This is a genomic window from Pseudomonas sp. DP-17 (assembly GCF_022380625.1).
Lineage (GTDB): Bacteria > Pseudomonadota > Gammaproteobacteria > Pseudomonadales > Pseudomonadaceae > Pseudomonas > Pseudomonas nitroreducens_A.
On record NZ_JAKSXG010000004.1, the window covers coordinates 530,070 to 544,528 of the forward strand.

General features: G+C 66.7%; 12 protein-coding genes. 5 read left to right on the forward strand and 7 right to left on the reverse strand.

Annotated features, from left to right (window positions below; genetic code table 11):
- Positions 1 to 41 precede the first annotated feature (41 nt).
- Positions 42 to 794, forward strand: a complete 753-nt coding sequence (locus MJ122_RS11750; protein WP_088417203.1) for a 3-oxoacyl-ACP reductase family protein — start codon at positions 42 to 44, stop codon at positions 792 to 794.
- A 31-nt stretch (positions 795 to 825) separates the two neighbouring features.
- On the opposite strand, the gene MJ122_RS11755 is transcribed toward MJ122_RS11750, so the two are convergent.
- Entirely contained in the window at positions 826 to 1,914 is a 1,089-nt protein-coding gene (locus MJ122_RS11755) for an FUSC family protein (protein WP_239744269.1), read from the reverse strand.
- 231 nt (positions 1,915 to 2,145) lie between these two features.
- On the opposite strand from MJ122_RS11755, the gene MJ122_RS11760 reads away from it, so the two are divergent.
- Positions 2,146 to 4,209 (forward strand): EAL domain-containing protein, encoded by a 2,064-nt coding sequence (locus tag MJ122_RS11760; protein WP_239744270.1) that lies wholly within the window; start codon positions 2,146 to 2,148, stop codon positions 4,207 to 4,209.
- An 8-nt stretch (positions 4,210 to 4,217) separates the two neighbouring features.
- On the opposite strand, the gene MJ122_RS11765 is transcribed toward MJ122_RS11760, so the two are convergent.
- A complete protein-coding gene (locus MJ122_RS11765; protein WP_239744271.1) occupies positions 4,218 to 5,078 on the reverse strand; it encodes a LysR substrate-binding domain-containing protein in 861 nt (286 codons plus the stop codon).
- Positions 5,079 to 5,187: 109 nt separating this feature from the next.
- Here MJ122_RS11765 and MJ122_RS11770 point away from each other — a divergent pair, with 109 nt between their 5' ends.
- The 3 genes from MJ122_RS11770 to MJ122_RS11780 are packed head-to-tail and all read left to right on the forward strand — an operon-like array spanning position 5,188 to position 7,521.
- Positions 5,188 to 5,823 carry an ankyrin repeat domain-containing protein gene (locus tag MJ122_RS11770; protein ID WP_239744272.1) on the forward strand — a complete coding sequence of 212 codons (636 nt, stop codon included), beginning with the start codon at positions 5,188 to 5,190 and terminating at the stop codon, positions 5,821 to 5,823.
- Between the two features lie 25 nt (positions 5,824 to 5,848).
- Positions 5,849 to 6,304, forward strand: coding sequence for a nucleoside deaminase (locus MJ122_RS11775; protein WP_239744273.1), 456 nt, complete (start codon positions 5,849 to 5,851; stop codon positions 6,302 to 6,304).
- Positions 6,305 to 6,312: 8 nt separating this feature from the next.
- Positions 6,313 to 7,521 (forward strand): CynX/NimT family MFS transporter, encoded by a 1,209-nt coding sequence (locus tag MJ122_RS11780; RefSeq protein WP_239744332.1) that lies wholly within the window; start codon positions 6,313 to 6,315, stop codon positions 7,519 to 7,521.
- A gap of 113 nt (positions 7,522 to 7,634) precedes the next feature.
- On the opposite strand, the gene MJ122_RS11785 is transcribed toward MJ122_RS11780, so the two are convergent.
- From MJ122_RS11785 to mexE, 5 genes are all read right to left on the reverse strand, one after another.
- Positions 7,635 to 7,835, reverse strand: a complete 201-nt coding sequence (locus tag MJ122_RS11785; protein WP_017517476.1) for a hypothetical protein — start codon at positions 7,833 to 7,835, stop codon at positions 7,635 to 7,637.
- Positions 7,836 to 7,952: 117 nt separating this feature from the next.
- Complete coding sequence (locus MJ122_RS11790) at positions 7,953 to 8,147, reverse strand: hypothetical protein (protein WP_088417196.1); 195 nt, start codon at positions 8,145 to 8,147, stop codon at positions 7,953 to 7,955.
- A gap of 267 nt (positions 8,148 to 8,414) precedes the next feature.
- Positions 8,415 to 9,842: a TolC family protein gene (locus tag MJ122_RS11795; protein ID WP_239744274.1), complete on the reverse strand. Its 1,428-nt coding sequence runs from the start codon at positions 9,840 to 9,842 to the stop codon at positions 8,415 to 8,417.
- 5 nt (positions 9,843 to 9,847) lie between these two features.
- On the reverse strand, positions 9,848 to 13,060 hold the full coding sequence (locus tag MJ122_RS11800; protein ID WP_088417194.1) for an efflux RND transporter permease subunit: 3,213 nt from the start codon (positions 13,058 to 13,060) through the stop codon (positions 9,848 to 9,850).
- Between the two features lie 109 nt (positions 13,061 to 13,169).
- The gene (mexE, locus tag MJ122_RS11805; RefSeq protein WP_239744275.1) at positions 13,170 to 14,405 is read right to left on the reverse strand and encodes a multidrug efflux RND transporter periplasmic adaptor subunit MexE; all 1,236 of its coding nucleotides are present in this window, start codon (positions 14,403 to 14,405) and stop codon (positions 13,170 to 13,172) included.
- Positions 14,406 to 14,459: the final 54 nt, after the last annotated feature.

Genomic DNA, 14,459 nt, shown 5'->3' on the forward strand with positions numbered 1-14,459 from the left:
GCCCGTCGAACTTACTCCCCCACTACTTTCGGAGATTCACAATGACCACCACCACCCAATCCCTCCAAGGCAAGGTCGCATTCGTCCAAGGCGGTTCCCGCGGTATCGGCGCCGCCATCGTGCAGCGCCTGGCTCAGGAAGGTGCCGCCGTGGCCTTCACCTACGTCAGCTCGGCGCAGAAGGCCGAAGACCTCGCCGCCAGCATCGAAGCCGCCGGCGGCCGCGCCCTGGCGCTGAAGGCCGATAGCGGCGACGCGGCCTCCGTGCAGAGCGCCATCGACACCGCGGCCCAGCGCCTGGGCGGTATCGACATCCTGGTGAACAATGCCGGCGTGCTGGCCATCGCCCCGGTGGAAGAGTTCAGCCTGGAAGACCTCGACCGCACCCTGGCGGTGAACGTGCGCAGCGTCTTCGTCGCCACCCAGGCCGCCGCGCGGCACATGGGGCAGGGCGGGCGCGTCATCACCATCGGCAGCACCAACGCCGATCGCATGCCCTTCGGTGGTGGCGCCGTCTATGCCATGAGCAAGTCGGCCATCGTCGGCCTGACCAAGGGCCTGGCCCGCGACCTCGGCCCGCGCGGCATCACCGTGAACAACGTGCAGCCCGGCCCGGTGGACACCGACATGAACCCGGCGGACAGCGACTTCGCGGCCTCCCTGATGGACCTGATGGCGGTAGGGCGTTACGGCCGTGCGGAAGAAGTCGCCGCCTTCGTCGCCTACCTGGCGGGCCCGGAAGCCGGCTACATCACCGGCGCCAGCCTGACCATCGACGGTGGTTTCGGCGCCTGATTGGCCGTTGATGACCGCAGCGCGGCCGGGCTCAGGCCCGGTCGCGGCTCTGGATATTCCAGTGCCCGGAGGTGGCGGCGAGCTTTTCCGACAGCATCTCCACCTGTTCATACAGACGCAGGGTGAGCCAGTAGAAGCCCTGCTTCTCGAAGGAGTCGGTCAGGTTGTGCGGCCGCGCCGGCAGGTTGTCCAGGCCCTGGCAGGCCTGCACCAGCTTGCTGGTACGGCTGAACTTCAAGGCGTGGGCCGATTGCAGCAGCAGGCGGGCGATGATCTGCCGGTGCGCGTCGAGGCTGCTTGGCACCGGTTCTATCTCCCCGGCCTGGGCGGCGAACTGCCGCGAGGCGATCAGCGACTCCAGCGTGCCCATGATCGCGCGGTGGATGCGCTGGAGGATTTCCAGCTCGCGCAGCGGCATCGCGGTCTCCTTCGACACCGGCCCCAGGTGAGCGCGAGACGCCACCAGACGGTGATCCAGTTCCTCCAGCTGGCGGGCGAAGTGTTCGGGCGTGAAGTCGTGGTTGGACGACAACTGCCCGTACATCCGCGCGCAGGCCCGCAGGTTGTCCGAGAGCAGGTAGCGCCAGACGTAGACTGCCCGCAACGGGTAGATCTGCGAGAACAGCAGGACCACGGCGACGCCGATCAGCACGTTGGCCGAACGCCACAGGCCTTCGGTGAAGCCGGTTTCACCTGGGCCGGCGACGATGCACATAGTGATCCCGGCCAGCAGAGCCACGTAGCCGGGCCGACGGATCGCGAAGAAGGCCGAGGCGGCCCCCAGCACGGACATCAGCAGGTAGGTGAGGGTGAGCGATCGGGTCTGGTCGTAGATCGCGATCACGCACAAGCCCAGCGCCGCGCCGGCCAGGGTGCCCATTACCCGCTCGTAGGACTTGCCGCGGATCGTCCCCTGGTGCACCAGCCCGCCCATCACCACCAGCACCGTCACCGAGGCCCAGAGACCGTGGGGCAGCTTCAGCGCGCTGGTGATCAGCATCGAGGCGAACAGCGCGAGGCCGACCCGCACGCAATGGATCCAGGCGGCATAGCGATAGCGGGTATAGGGGTTGGCCAGGCGGCGGAAGGGCAGGCTGAGGATCGAGGGTTGCTTCGCCAAGGGCGGCTCCGATGGTGATGGTCGGGGAAAGGGTAGCCGTTTCGGCCGGAGTGGACCTGCGATGGATCATCCGCAGGCCCGCCGAACGGCGCTCAAGGCGGCTGCGGGCACGCCGATAGAAAATCCACCGCAAGCGCTGGTTCCGCTTCATCGGTGTTCGCTAGAATCCCGGACTTTTGCGCGCAGGGACCGCGTGAGTCCATCAGCCCGTGAGTCCATCAGAGAGTCCCCATGCTTGCCGGTAGTTACGATCCCGCCCTCGTCCTGATTTCGCTGTGCGTCGCCATGCTGGCGTCCTACACGGCCCTGGATCTGGCCGGGCGCATCGCGACCACCCGCGGCTGGCCGGTGCTGCTGTGGATCAGTGGCGGCGGGGTGGCGATGGGCATCGGCGTTTGGTCGATGCACTTCATCGGCATGCTCGCCTTCAGCCTGCCGATCCCGCTGGGCTATGACCTCACCCTGACCCTGCTGTCGCTGGCCATCGCGGTGCTCAGCTCCGGCTTTGCCCTGGCCCTGGTCAGCCAGGACCGCCTGCCGCTCTGGCAACTGGTCTGCGGCGCCTTGGCCATGGGCACAGGGATCAGTTGCATGCATTACCTGGGCATGTACGCGATGCTCATGCAGCCGGGTATCGACTACGACCCGACGCTGTTCGGCCTGTCCCTGGTGATCGCCGTGGCGGCTTCCGGTGCTGCGCTATGGATTGCCTTCAAGCTGCGGCAGAACACGCCCTACGTGCGCCTGGCCCGTGCTGGCGCGGCGCTGGTGATGGGTGTGGCCATCGTCGGCATGCACTACACCGGCATGGCCGCCGCGCGCTTTCCCGAGGGCAGTTTCTGTGGCGCGTCACCCAATGGCCTGGACAGCGACTGGCTGGCGCTGCTGATCATCATCGTCACCCTGGCGGTGATCGGCATCGCGCTGCTCACCTCGGTACTGGACGCACGCCTGGAGTCGCGCACGGCGCAGCTCACCTCGTCGCTGGCGCAGGCCAACCAGGAGTTGACCCAGCTCGCTCTGCACGACAACCTCACGCGCCTGCCCAACCGCATCCTGCTGGAGGATCGCATCGAGCAGATGATCGGCAAGGTGCAGCGTGGCGGCGGGCATTTCGCGCTGATGTTCCTCGATCTCGACGGCTTCAAGCCGGTCAACGATGCCTTCGGCCACCATGTTGGCGACCTGTTGCTCAAGGCTGTGGCCCAGCGCCTGCGCGACAGCCTGCGCAGCGAAGACACGGTGGCGCGCATCGGCGGTGACGAATTCGTGGTGCTCGCCGAACTGGCCGAGGCCGAAGACGCGGTGACCGTCGCCGGGCAGCAGATCAGTCTGCTGGCCCAGCCGTTCCAGGTAGCCGGGCAGGAGCTGCGCATCGCCGCCAGTATCGGTATCACGCTGTATCCGGGCGACGGTTCCACCCAGCAGGAACTGCTGCGCAACGCCGACGCGGCGATGTACCACGCCAAGGGCAATGGCAAGAACGGCTACAGCTTCTTCGAGCAGTCGATGAACACCAATGCGCGCAACCACCTGCAGTTGCTGCACGACCTGCGCGCGGCGCTGGATCGCCGCGAATTCACCCTGCATTACCAGCCCAAGTTCGCCGCCAGCGGCGAGCCCATCGGCGCCGAGGCGCTCCTGCGCTGGCAGCACCCGCAGCGCGGCCTGCTGATGCCCGATACCTTCATTACCCTGGCCGAGCGCACCGGGCTGATCATTCCCATCGGCGACTGGGTGCTGGATGAGGCCTGCCGGCAGATGCGCGAGTGGTACCTGCAGGGCCACGAAAACTGGCGCGTGGCGGTGAACCTCTCGGCACTGCAGTTCTGCCATGCCGCCCTGGTGCAGTCGGTGGCCGACGCACTGCAGCGCCACCAGTTGCCGGCGCGCTGCCTGACCCTGGAGATCACCGAGACCACGGCGATGCGCGATGCCGATTCCAGCCTGGAAATCCTCGGCAGGCTGTCGGACATGGGCGTGGACCTGTCCATCGACGACTTCGGCACCGGCTACTCCAGCCTGCTGTACCTCAAGCGCCTGCCGGCCAACGAGCTGAAGATCGACCGCGGCTTCGTCCGCGACCTGGAACAGGACAGCGACGACGCCGCCATCGTCTCGGCCATCGTTGCCCTGGGCCAGGCGCTGGACCTGCGGATCGTTGCCGAAGGGGTGGAAACCTCCGGCCAGCAGACCTTCCTCACCCGGCTGGGCTGCGACTCGCTGCAGGGTTTCCTGCTCGGCAAGCCGGTGCCGGCCGAGCAATTCCTCGAGCGTCTCGGCGCTCCGGCCTGAGCCCGACGCTACACGGCTACCGCTGCCAGTTGCGCGCACAGCTCGCGCAATTGCTCGCACAGGCTGCGACCGGCACTGCCCAGTTCCGGGCGCGCATAAAGCGCCAGTTCCAGTCCCTCGATGGGTGCGAAACCTTCCTCGGCGGTCAGCACGCGGTGACCCTCATGGCGGCCGCGCAAAGGCAGCAGGCTGACGCCCATGCCTGCCGCTACCGCCGCTGAAAGACTGGCCAGGCTGGCGCTGCTGTAGCTGATGCGCCAGCGCCGGCCGCTGGCTTCCAGGGCGTGGATCATCTCCTGGCGATACAGCGCCCCCAATGGGAACACCACCAGCGGCAGTGGGTCGCGGGCGGCGGCAGGGGTTGCCGCGCTGTCCTGCCAGGCCAGGGGTTCGGGCCAGTGGGCGAGGCAGTCGCTGTCCGCGCCCCATTGCTTGACCAGCGCCAGGTCCAGCTCGCCGCCGCGGTACTGGCGCAGCAGCTCCTGACTGAGGCCGCTGGACACCTCCAGGCGCAGCCGCGGCCGTTCGGCACTGAAGGCCGCCAGCAACGGCATCATCCGTTCGCCGGCAAAGTCCTCCGGCATCCCCAGGCGCAACACGCCCTCGCTGTGCTCGCTGCTCAGCGCCTCGCGCGCTTCCGAGCCCAGTTCGAGAATACGCCGGGCATAACCCAGCAGCCTTTCCCCCTGTTCGGTGGGCAGCACCTGGCGCTGGCTGCGGTCCAGCAGGCGGCAGTCCAGGCTCTGCTCCAGCCGCAGGATCTGCTGGCTGACGGTGGACTGGGTGAGGTGCAGCAACTCGGCGGCGCGGGTGAAGTTGCCGGCATCCACCACCATCACGAAGCTGCGCAGCAGGTTCGGATCAAGCATTTCGATTCCCACTGAAAGTCATGTTTCTATTTAATTTCAGCATAGAGCATCCCTTCGTCATACTGCATGCCTCGATGAGAGGCACGACAGCCAACACGGGGGAGCGCCGATGGATATGCCGACTGTTCAGACCGAGGACGTGCACGGCCGCGCCGCCGCAGACGCGCTGCTGGGCGCGGCCAGTCACGGGCGCGACGCCGAGGTGGCGGCTCTGCTCAAACGCGGCGTACCCGTGGATGTCAGCGACGGGCAGGGGAATACGCCGCTGTTGCTCGCCACCGCTGGCAACCGTGTGGAAGTTGCACGGCTGCTGATTGCCGCTGGTGCCGACGTCAACCGGCAGAACCGCCTCCACGACAGCGCCTACCTGCTGGCCGGTGCGGCCGGGCGTCTGGAAATCCTTCAGCTGACCCTGGCCCACGGCGCCGACCTGCGCAGCACCAACCGCTACGGCGGCACGGCGCTGATCCCGGCCTGCGAGCGCGGCCATGTGGAGGTGGTAGCGATGCTGCTCCAGGCCGGCGTCGACCCCGATCACGTCAACAAGCTGGGCTGGACCGGGCTGCTCGAAGCCATCCTGCTCAGCGACGGCGGCCCGCGCCACCAGGCCATCGTCAAACTACTCATAGAAGCCGGGGCGAACCTGAACCTGGCCGACAACGACGGCGTCACGCCGCTGCAACACGCCCGCCAGCGCAACCAGACCCGCATCGCCAGGATGCTGGAAGCCGCTGGCGCGCATTGATCGAACCGATTCGCTGGAAACTGCCATGTCACACGAAGTCTTCATGCGCGAGGCCCTGCAACTGGCCCGCGACAACATCGAGGCCGGTGGCCGCCCGTTTGGCGCCGTGCTGGTCAAGGACCGGCGGGTGATCGCCCGCGCCGCCAATTCCATTCACCTGGATTTCGACCCCACCGCCCACGCCGAGCTGCTGGCGATCCGCCGCGCCTCGGCGGCGCTGGGCAGCTCGCGCCTGGAGGGCTGCGTGATCTACGCCAGCGGCCACCCCTGCCCGATGTGCCTGGCGGCCATGCACCTGTGCGGCGTGGAGGGCGCGTACTTTGCCTACTCCAATGACGATGGGGAGCCCTTCGGCCTGTCCACCTCGGCGGTCTATCAGCAGATGACGCAGCCGCCGCAGTGGCAATCCGTACCACTGCGCCTTCTGCGTCCAAGCGGCGAGGACGGTCTGTACAACGCTTGGCAGGAACACCACTCATGAGCCGTGGCATGGCCCTGCCGGCGCAGGAAGAAGCGGCGGGGCAGAGCAGCCACGCCGGCTGGATCGGCCTGCTGGTGATAGTCGCGCTGGGCATCAACCTGCGGCCGATCCTCACCTCCATCGGCCCGCTGCTGGCCGACATCCACGACGCCACCGGCCTGGGCTTCCAGGGCCTGTCGATGCTGACGGTGCTGCCGGTGCTGTGCATGGGCCTGTTCGCCCTGGGCCTGCCGTGGGTCGGCCCGCGCCTGGGCGAGAGCCGGGGCATGGTGCTCGGCCTGCTGGCCATCGGCGCGGCGTGCTTCTGGCGGCTGCTGCTGGACAGCGGTTTCGCCCTGATCGCCAGCGCGGTGCTGGCGGGCTGTGGCGTAGCGGTGATCCAGGCGTTCGTGCCCGGCGTGATCAAGCGCTGGTTCCCGCACAAGGTGCCGTCCGCCATGGGCCTGTATTCGGCATCGCTGATGGCCGGCGGCGGTAGCGCGGCGGTACTGGCGCCGGTGGTGTCGGAGCACTTCCACCGCTGGCAGGACGGTCTCGGCGCCTGGCTGCTGCTGGCCCTTGTCGGCCTGCTGCTGTGGACGGTGGCGCGCCCGCGCGAGACGCCGGTGGCTGCGCCGCCGCGGCAGAAGGCCCAGCACTATTTCGGCAGCCGCCGCGCCTGGCTGCTGGCGCTGTATTTCGGTCTGATCAACGGCGGCTACACCAGCATGGTGGCCTGGCTGCCGGTGTATTACCGCCAGCTCGGCTGGACGGCCCAGGCCAGTGGCCAGCTGATCGGCCTGATGACCATCTTCCAGGTGATCGCCGCGCTGACCATCCCGCTGCTGATCCGCCGTTCGCTGGACCGTCGTGGCTGGCTGTGCCTGTGCCTGCTGATCCAGCTCGCCGGGTTCATCGGGCTGATCTGCGCGCCACTGCACCTGCCGGGCATCTGGGTGGCGATGATCGGCTACGGCCTGGGCGCCTGCTTCGCGCTGAGCCTGACCCTGACCCTGGATCACCTCGCCGACGCTGGCGCGGCCGGGCGGCTGGCGGCCTTCGTGCAGGGCATCGGCTTCATCGTCACCGGCATCGTGCCCTACGTCACCGGCGCTCTGCGCGACAGCACCGGCAGTTTCCAGGCGTCCTGGATCCTGCTGGCGGTGTCGGTGGTGCTGATGCTGGGCGTGACCCTGCGCTTCTCCCCCAGGGGCTACGCGCGGGCAATGGAGAAATAGGCGAAGTTCAACGTTGTCGGAAGCCAATCGCGGACGGAGTCCGCTCCTACGAATGGTGAAGGCCTGCGTAGGAGCGGACTTCGTCCGCGATGGCTTTCAGGCGGCCGGGATGCCTAGACCGACGTCGCTATATAGATGCGGTAGCCGATGATCGACAGCATGCTCAGCGTGCCGACCCACATCAGGAACACGCCCACCGGGCGATGGCGGATGGTGAAGCCGATGCCCAGCATGAACATCCCGAAGACGATGATGGCGAGGGTGATGAAGAGGGACGTGGGGTCCAGCGGGATGAAATGGGCAGTGGCGTCCACGGCATGTCCTTGTCTGAATTATCCGATATGGAAAGTCTAGGCCAGAGCAGGGCCGAACTCCTTTGATCCCTGGCAAGCCGGCCCGGATCATAACGGCACGGGGCGCTCAGCCCAAGCTCAGGCCTCCAGCAGGAGGCGGCCCTTGCCGGTAAGGGTCAGCTGCAGGCCACGCAGTTCGGCGAATCCGAGGTGAACCAGCAGCCGCTTCAGTCGAGGGTGGATGACATCGCCGCGCCTGATTCCGAGGAGCAGTTGGCGCAGCTCGGCGTTGCTGGACGGGGGTGGGCTTCTCTCGACCTCGTTGTTGAGCACTGCGCGGCTTCCCTGATTCCTGACGTCAGTGAATTCTGAATTCGAACCAGCTTCAGCTTATTTTCGTTTGCTATCGGAAAATACTGATCGATATCTAGGTTTCTGACAGATTCTCTAACCGGCGTCCTTTTGCACTTGCTTTCGCACGGCAGAAAGTGACGCGCTGCGCGGGAACCACAGGGCGGCGGGCATAAAAAAGCCCCACGGTCCGGAGCGTCAGACCGCAGGGCCAGAACGGTCGAGAGATTCCCGACCGGGGAGGACCGGTCAGGCCGCCGGCGTCGGCTGCCAGCCGCCGCCAAGGGCCTTGTAGATCGCCACGATGCCGCGATACACGTCGACTTCCGCCAGGGCCTGGGCGTCCTCGGCGGCCAATTGCTCGCGCTCGGCGTCCAGCAGATTGAGGAAGTCCACGGTGCCTTCGCGGTATTGCAGGCCGGCCTGCTCGGCGGCGTTGCGGCTGGCTTCGGACTGGCGCACCAGTGACACCAGGCGTTGCTGGCGCTTGCCGTAGTCGCTGAAGGCGTTCGACGACTCCTCCAGGGCCAGCAGCACCTGCTGCTCGTAGGTCGCCAGGGCGCCGTCGGCATCGGCCTTGGAGGCGCGCAGGCGGGCCCGCACGCTGCCCAGGTCGAAAGCCGCCCAGGTGATGCTCGGTGCCACGCCCCAGGCGCTGGCGGCGGACGAGCCGATCTGCGAACCCCGGCCGGCGGTGTAGCCCAGGAAGCCGCCGAGACTGACTTTCGGGAACAGGTCGGCGGTGGCTACGCCCACGTCCGCGGTGGCGGCCGCGAGGCGGCGTTCGGCGGAGGCGACGTCCGGCCGGCGGCGCAGCAGCTCGCCTGGGTCGCCAATCGGCAGGGCCTTGGCGATGGCCGGCAGCTTCTTCGGCGAAAGGTCCACGGAGAGCGCGTCCGGGCGCTGGCCGAGGAGGGTGGCGATGCGGTTGCGCTGGCGCACTTCCTCGGCCTGCAATTGCGGCACGCTGGCTTCGGTGGAAGCCAGGCGGGCTTCGGCGCGTTGCACGTCCAGCTCGCTGCCGACACCGGCGTCGCGTAGCTGGATGGTCAGGTCGCGGGACTCGCGCTGGTTTTCCAGGTTGCTCCTGGCGATGTTCTCGCGCAGTTGCGCACCGCGCAGTTGTCCGTAGGCATCGGCCAGCTCGGCGATCAGGCTGACCTGCAGCTGCTGCAGGTCGGCGACCATGGCTTCGCTCTGCGCGTCGCTGGATTCCAGCTGGCGGCGCACGCGGCCGAACAGGTCGACTTCCCAGATCATGTCCAGGCCCAGGTCGTAGCGCTCCTGGTTGACCCGGTCCTCGGTCTGGCCGGGCACCTGGCCCTTGCCGACCTGGCCTTCGGCGCGGCTGGTGACCGTGGGGAAGCGGTCATTGGCCACGTCGTCGCGGATTGCCCGCGAAGCCAGCACGCGGGCATAGGCCACGCGCAGCTCGCGGTTTTCCTTCAGCGCCTGGTCGACCAGCTGGGTCAGCACCGGATCGTCGAACTGCTTCCACCAGGCGTCTTCGAAGCGGCTGCGGTCGTAGTCCTGTGCCTGGGCGTTGCTGTCCAGTTGGGCCGGCGCGGTGTCCGGCTTCTGGTAGTCGGGGCCGACCATGCACGCGCTGAGGGCCAGCGCGAGCAGGGTGGGCACGAACAGTTTCACTGCACTCTTGCTCAGAGCATTGATGGTCATGACGCTCATGCCTGATGGGCCTCGCTGTTGTTAGGTTGGCTCTGGGCGATGCGCGCTCGCTGCGCCTGTTTCTTCGCTTCGCGGGCTTCCATGAAGCGGCGGATCAGCACATAGAAGACCGGAGTCAGCAGCAGGCCGAAGAAGGTCACGCCGAGCATCCCGGAGAACACCGCGACACCCATGGCATGGCGCATTTCGGCGCCGGCGCCGGACGACAGTACCAGGGGCACCACGCCCATGATGAAGGCGATGGAAGTCATCAGGATCGGCCGCAGACGCAGGCGGCAGGCTTCCAGTACCGCGCTCAGGCGGTCCATGCCTTCATCCTGTTTGTCCTTGGCGAACTCGACGATCAGGATCGCGTTCTTGCACGCCAGGCCCACCAGTACGATCAGGCCGATCTGGGTGAAGATGTTGTTGTCGCCACCGGACAGGATCACGCCGGCGATGGCCGACAGCAGGGTCATCGGCACGATCAGGATCACCGCCAGCGGCAGGCCCCAGCTTTCATACAGCGCGGCCAGCACCAGGAAGGCGAGCAGCACGCAGAGCGGGAACACGTAGATCGCGGAGTTGCCGGCGAGGATCTGCTGGTAGGTCAGCTCGGTCCATTCGTAGGTCATGCCGTTGGGCAGCTCCTGCTTGAGCAGGCGCTCGATGGCGGCCTCGGCCTGGCCGGAGCTGTAGCCCGGTGCGGCGGCGCCGTTGATCTCGGCGGTGATGAAGCCGTTGTAGTGCATCACCCGGTCGGGACCTGCGGTGTCGCTGATCTTGATGAAGGTGGCCAGCGGGACCATTTCACCCAGGTTGTTGCGCACCTTCAGCTGGCCGATCTGCTCGGGTTCGAGACGGAACTGCTGCTCGCCCTGGACGTTCACCTGATAGGTGCGGCCGAAGCGGTTGAAGTCGTTCGCGTACAGCGAGCCCAGGTAGACCTGCAGGGTGTCGAAGATGTCGCTGATCGCAACCCCGTGGGTCTTGGCCTTCTCGCGGTCGATGGCAGCATCCACCTGCGGCACGTTCACCTGGTAGCTGGTGAACACCGACATGGGGTTGAGCTCCGGCAGCGCGCGGGCCTTGTTGAGGATGTTCTGGGTCTGTGCGTAGAGCTCCTCGTAACCGGCGTTGCCACGGTCCTCGATCTGCAGGCGGAAGCCGCCTATGGTTCCCAGCCCCTGTACCGGCGGCGGCGGGAAGATCGCGATGTAGGCGTCCTGGATATCCGCGAACTGCTTGTTCAGCTCGGCGGCGATCTCGTTGGCCGACATGCCCGGGCCTTTACGCTCGCTGAAGTCCTTGAGCGGGGTGAAGACGATGCCGCTGTTGGGGCTGTTGGTGAAACCGTTGATCGACAGGCCCGGGAAGGACACGGTGTGCTCGATGCCGGGGTGCTTGCCGGCGATGTCCGACATGCGCTTGATCACCGCTTCGGTGCGATCCAGCGTGGCGGCGTCGGGCAGTTGTGCGAAGGCCACCAGGTACTGTTTGTCCTGTTGCGGCACGAAGCCGGTCGGGGTGCTGGAGAAGCCCAGGTAGGTCAGGCCGATCAGTCCCGCGTAGAGAATCAGCGCAATCGAACTGCCACGCAGCACGCGGGTGACGGTACCGACATAGCCGTGGCTGGCGCGGTCGAAGAAGCGGTTGAACGGACGGAACAGCCAGCCGCCCAGCAGCTTGTCGAGCAGCACCGAGAAGCGGTCCTTCGGCTCGTGGTGTCCCTTGAGCAGCACGGCGGACAGCGCCGGCGACAGGGTCAGCGAGTTGAACGCGGAGATCACCGTCGATATTGCGATGGTCAGGGCGAACTGCCGGTAGAACTGCCCGGTGAGGCCGGAGATGAACGCGGTGGGAATGAACACGGCGCACAGCACCAGCGCGGTGGCGATGATTGGTCCGGTCACTTCCTTCATGGCGCGCTTGGTCGCCTCGACGGGCGTGAGGCCGAGCCCGATGTTCCGCTCGACGTTCTCCACCACCACGATGGCGTCGTCCACCACGATGCCGATGGCCAGTACCAGGCCGAACAGCGACAGCGCGTTGAGCGAGAAGCCGAAGGCGTGCATCACTGCGAAGGTACCGATCAGCGACACCGGCACGGCGGCCAGCGGGATGATCGAGGCGCGCCAGGTCTGCAGGAACAGCACGACCACCAGCACCACCAGGATCAGGGCTTCGAAGAGGGTGTGCACCACCGCCTCGATGGAGCCACGGACGAAGATGGTCGGGTCATAGACGATGGAGTAGTCCACGCCCTGGGGGAAGTCCTTCTTCAGCTCGGCCATCTTCTCGCGCACCAGGTTGGAGATGGCGATGGCATTGGAGCCGGGACGCTGGAAGATCGGGATGGCGACCGCCGGCTGGTTGTCCAGCAGCGAGCGCAGGGCGTACTGGCTGGAGCCGAGCTCGACCCGGGCGATGTCCTTCAGGCGGGTGATCTCGCCGTCCGGGCCGCTGCGGATGATGATGTTCTCGAACTCTTCCTCGGTGACCAGGCGACCCTGGGTGTTGATCGACAGCTGGAAGCTGGTGTCGGTAGGCGCCGGCGGGGCGCCGAGCGCACCGGCGGCGACCTGGCGGTTCTGCTCGCGGATCGCGGCGACCACGTCGGTGGCGGTCAGATTGCGCGAGGCGACCTTGTTCGGATCCAGCCATACGCGCAGGGAGTAGTCGCCCATGCCGAACAGCTGCACGTCGCCCACGCCCTCCAGGCGCGCCAGCTCATCCTTGATGTTGAGGATGGCGTAGTTGGACAGGTAGAGCATGTCGTAGCGGTTATCCGGCGAGGTCAGGTGCACGACCATGGTCAGGTCGGGCGAGGCCTTGTCGACAGTGATGCCGATACGGGTGACTTCCTCGGGCAGCTTGGGCTGCGTGCGGGTCACGCGGTTCTGCACCTGCACCTGCGCATTGTCCAGGTCGGTGCCCAGGGCGAAGGTGATGGTCAGGGTCATCTTGCCGTCGGCGGTGGACTGCGAGGACATGTAGAGCATGTTCTCGACGCCGGTGATGGCCTGTTCCAGCGGCGCGGCAACGGTCTCGCCGATCACCTTGGGGTTGGCCCCGGGGAAGTTGGCGCGCACCACCACGGTGGGCGGCACCACCTCGGGGTATTCGCTGATCGGTAGCTGGAACAGCGAGATGGCCCCGCCGATCAGGATGATCAGCGAGAGCACGGCGGCGAAGATCGGCCGCTGGATGAAGAATTGGGAAAAGTTCATGGCTGGTTCCTGTCGCGAACGCATCGTTCGCCAAACCCGGGACAAAGGTCACCCAAGGCCCTGGTGGGACAGGGCCCGGTACATCAGTTCATGGATTACGGGTTGCGGGTCAGCCGCGCGGAGCACCCGGCTTGGCGGATTTCTCGGCGACTTTCGGCGCCTCGAAGCTCTCCAGCGCGCGACGCTGGTTCTCGAGGTTGGCGAGGGTTTCCTTGCTGGCCATCTCCACGCCCTGGGCATCGACCTGGGCGCCGGGGCGAACCCGTTGCAGGCCGTTGACCACGATGCGGTCACCCTTCACCAGGCCGCTGCGGACAATGCGCAGGCCTTCGAGTTTCGGGCCCAGCTCGATGCCGCGGTATTGCACCTTGCTGTCCTTGTCGAGCACCAGCACGAACTTCTTGCCCAGGTCCGTGCCGACCGCTTCGTCCTTGATCAGCGCGGCGGGGTAGGTGCCGCTGCCGACCAGCTTGATGCGGGCGTACAGGCCGGGGGTGAACTGGTTGGCGGCGTTGTCGAACACGGCGCGGCCACGGATGGTGCCGGTCTTGGGGTTGACCTGGTTGTCGAGGAAGTCCAGGCGGCCCTGGTGGGGGAAGCCATCCTCGCCGGTCAGGCCCAGGTACACCGGGCTGGTGCCACGGGCGTCCGGGCCGCCCTTGCGGGCGAGGTCGACGTATTTCAGGTAGACGCGTTCGTCGGCGTCGAAGTAGGCGTAGACCTTGTCGGTGGAGACCAGGGTGGTCAGCAGGGTCTGGCCGCTGTTGACCAGGTTGCCGGCAGTGACTTCGGCGCGCGAGACGCGGCCGTCGATGGGCGCGGTGATCTGGGTGAAGGACAGGTTCAGGCGGGCATTGTCCAGTTCCGCCTGGGTCGCGGCGACCACCGCCTTGGCTTCGGCGGCGGCGGCGCTGCGGGCGTCGGCCAGTTCCGCGGAGATGGCGTTGGTGGCGCGCAGGCGTACGCCACGGGCATCTTCGTTGACGGTGCGGGTCTGGTTGGCGCGAGCCTGTTGCAGCTGGGCTTCCAGGCGATGCACCTCGGCCTGGAACGGCCGCGGGTCGATCTGGAACAGCAGGTCGCCTTTCTTCACCAGCGCGCCTTCACGGAAGGCGACGCGGTCGATGTAGCCGGAGACGCGTGGACGCAGTTCGACGGATTCCGGCGCCTCCAGGCGGCCGGTGAACTCGTCCCATTCGTTGATCGGTTGTTCGATGACGTCCGCCACGCTGACCTTGGGGGCGGCCATGTTCTGTGCCGCCTCCTGGCCCTTGCCGCACGCGCTGAGAACCAGCACGGCGGCCAACGCCAACGGAATACGCAAGGTGTTCAGATTTCGCTCCATGGAAAAGACTCCGGCGATCTAATTGGTTTTGGGATTTCTGATGGAGCGGAGTCT

What these genes read in the sequence shown, in the direction of transcription:
- MJ122_RS11775 (WP_239744273.1), top strand. Translation starts at nt 5,849, where the DNA reads ATGTCACACGAAGTCTTCATGCGCGAGGCCCTGCAACTGGCCCGCGAC.
- MJ122_RS11795 (WP_239744274.1), bottom strand. Translation starts at nt 9,842, where the DNA reads ATGACCATCAATGCTCTGAGCAAGAGTGCAGTGAAACTGTTCGTGCCC.
- MJ122_RS11765 (WP_239744271.1), bottom strand. Translation starts at nt 5,078, where the DNA reads ATGCTTGATCCGAACCTGCTGCGCAGCTTCGTGATGGTGGTGGATGCC.
- mexE (WP_239744275.1), bottom strand. Translation starts at nt 14,405, where the DNA reads ATGGAGCGAAATCTGAACACCTTGCGTATTCCGTTGGCGTTGGCCGCC.
- MJ122_RS11760 (WP_239744270.1), top strand. Translation starts at nt 2,146, where the DNA reads ATGCTTGCCGGTAGTTACGATCCCGCCCTCGTCCTGATTTCGCTGTGC.
- MJ122_RS11780 (WP_239744332.1), top strand. Translation starts at nt 6,313, where the DNA reads ATGGCCCTGCCGGCGCAGGAAGAAGCGGCGGGGCAGAGCAGCCACGCC.
- MJ122_RS11750 (WP_088417203.1), top strand. Translation starts at nt 42, where the DNA reads ATGACCACCACCACCCAATCCCTCCAAGGCAAGGTCGCATTCGTCCAA.
- MJ122_RS11770 (WP_239744272.1), top strand. Translation starts at nt 5,188, where the DNA reads ATGGATATGCCGACTGTTCAGACCGAGGACGTGCACGGCCGCGCCGCC.
- MJ122_RS11800 (WP_088417194.1), bottom strand. Translation starts at nt 13,060, where the DNA reads ATGAACTTTTCCCAATTCTTCATCCAGCGGCCGATCTTCGCCGCCGTG.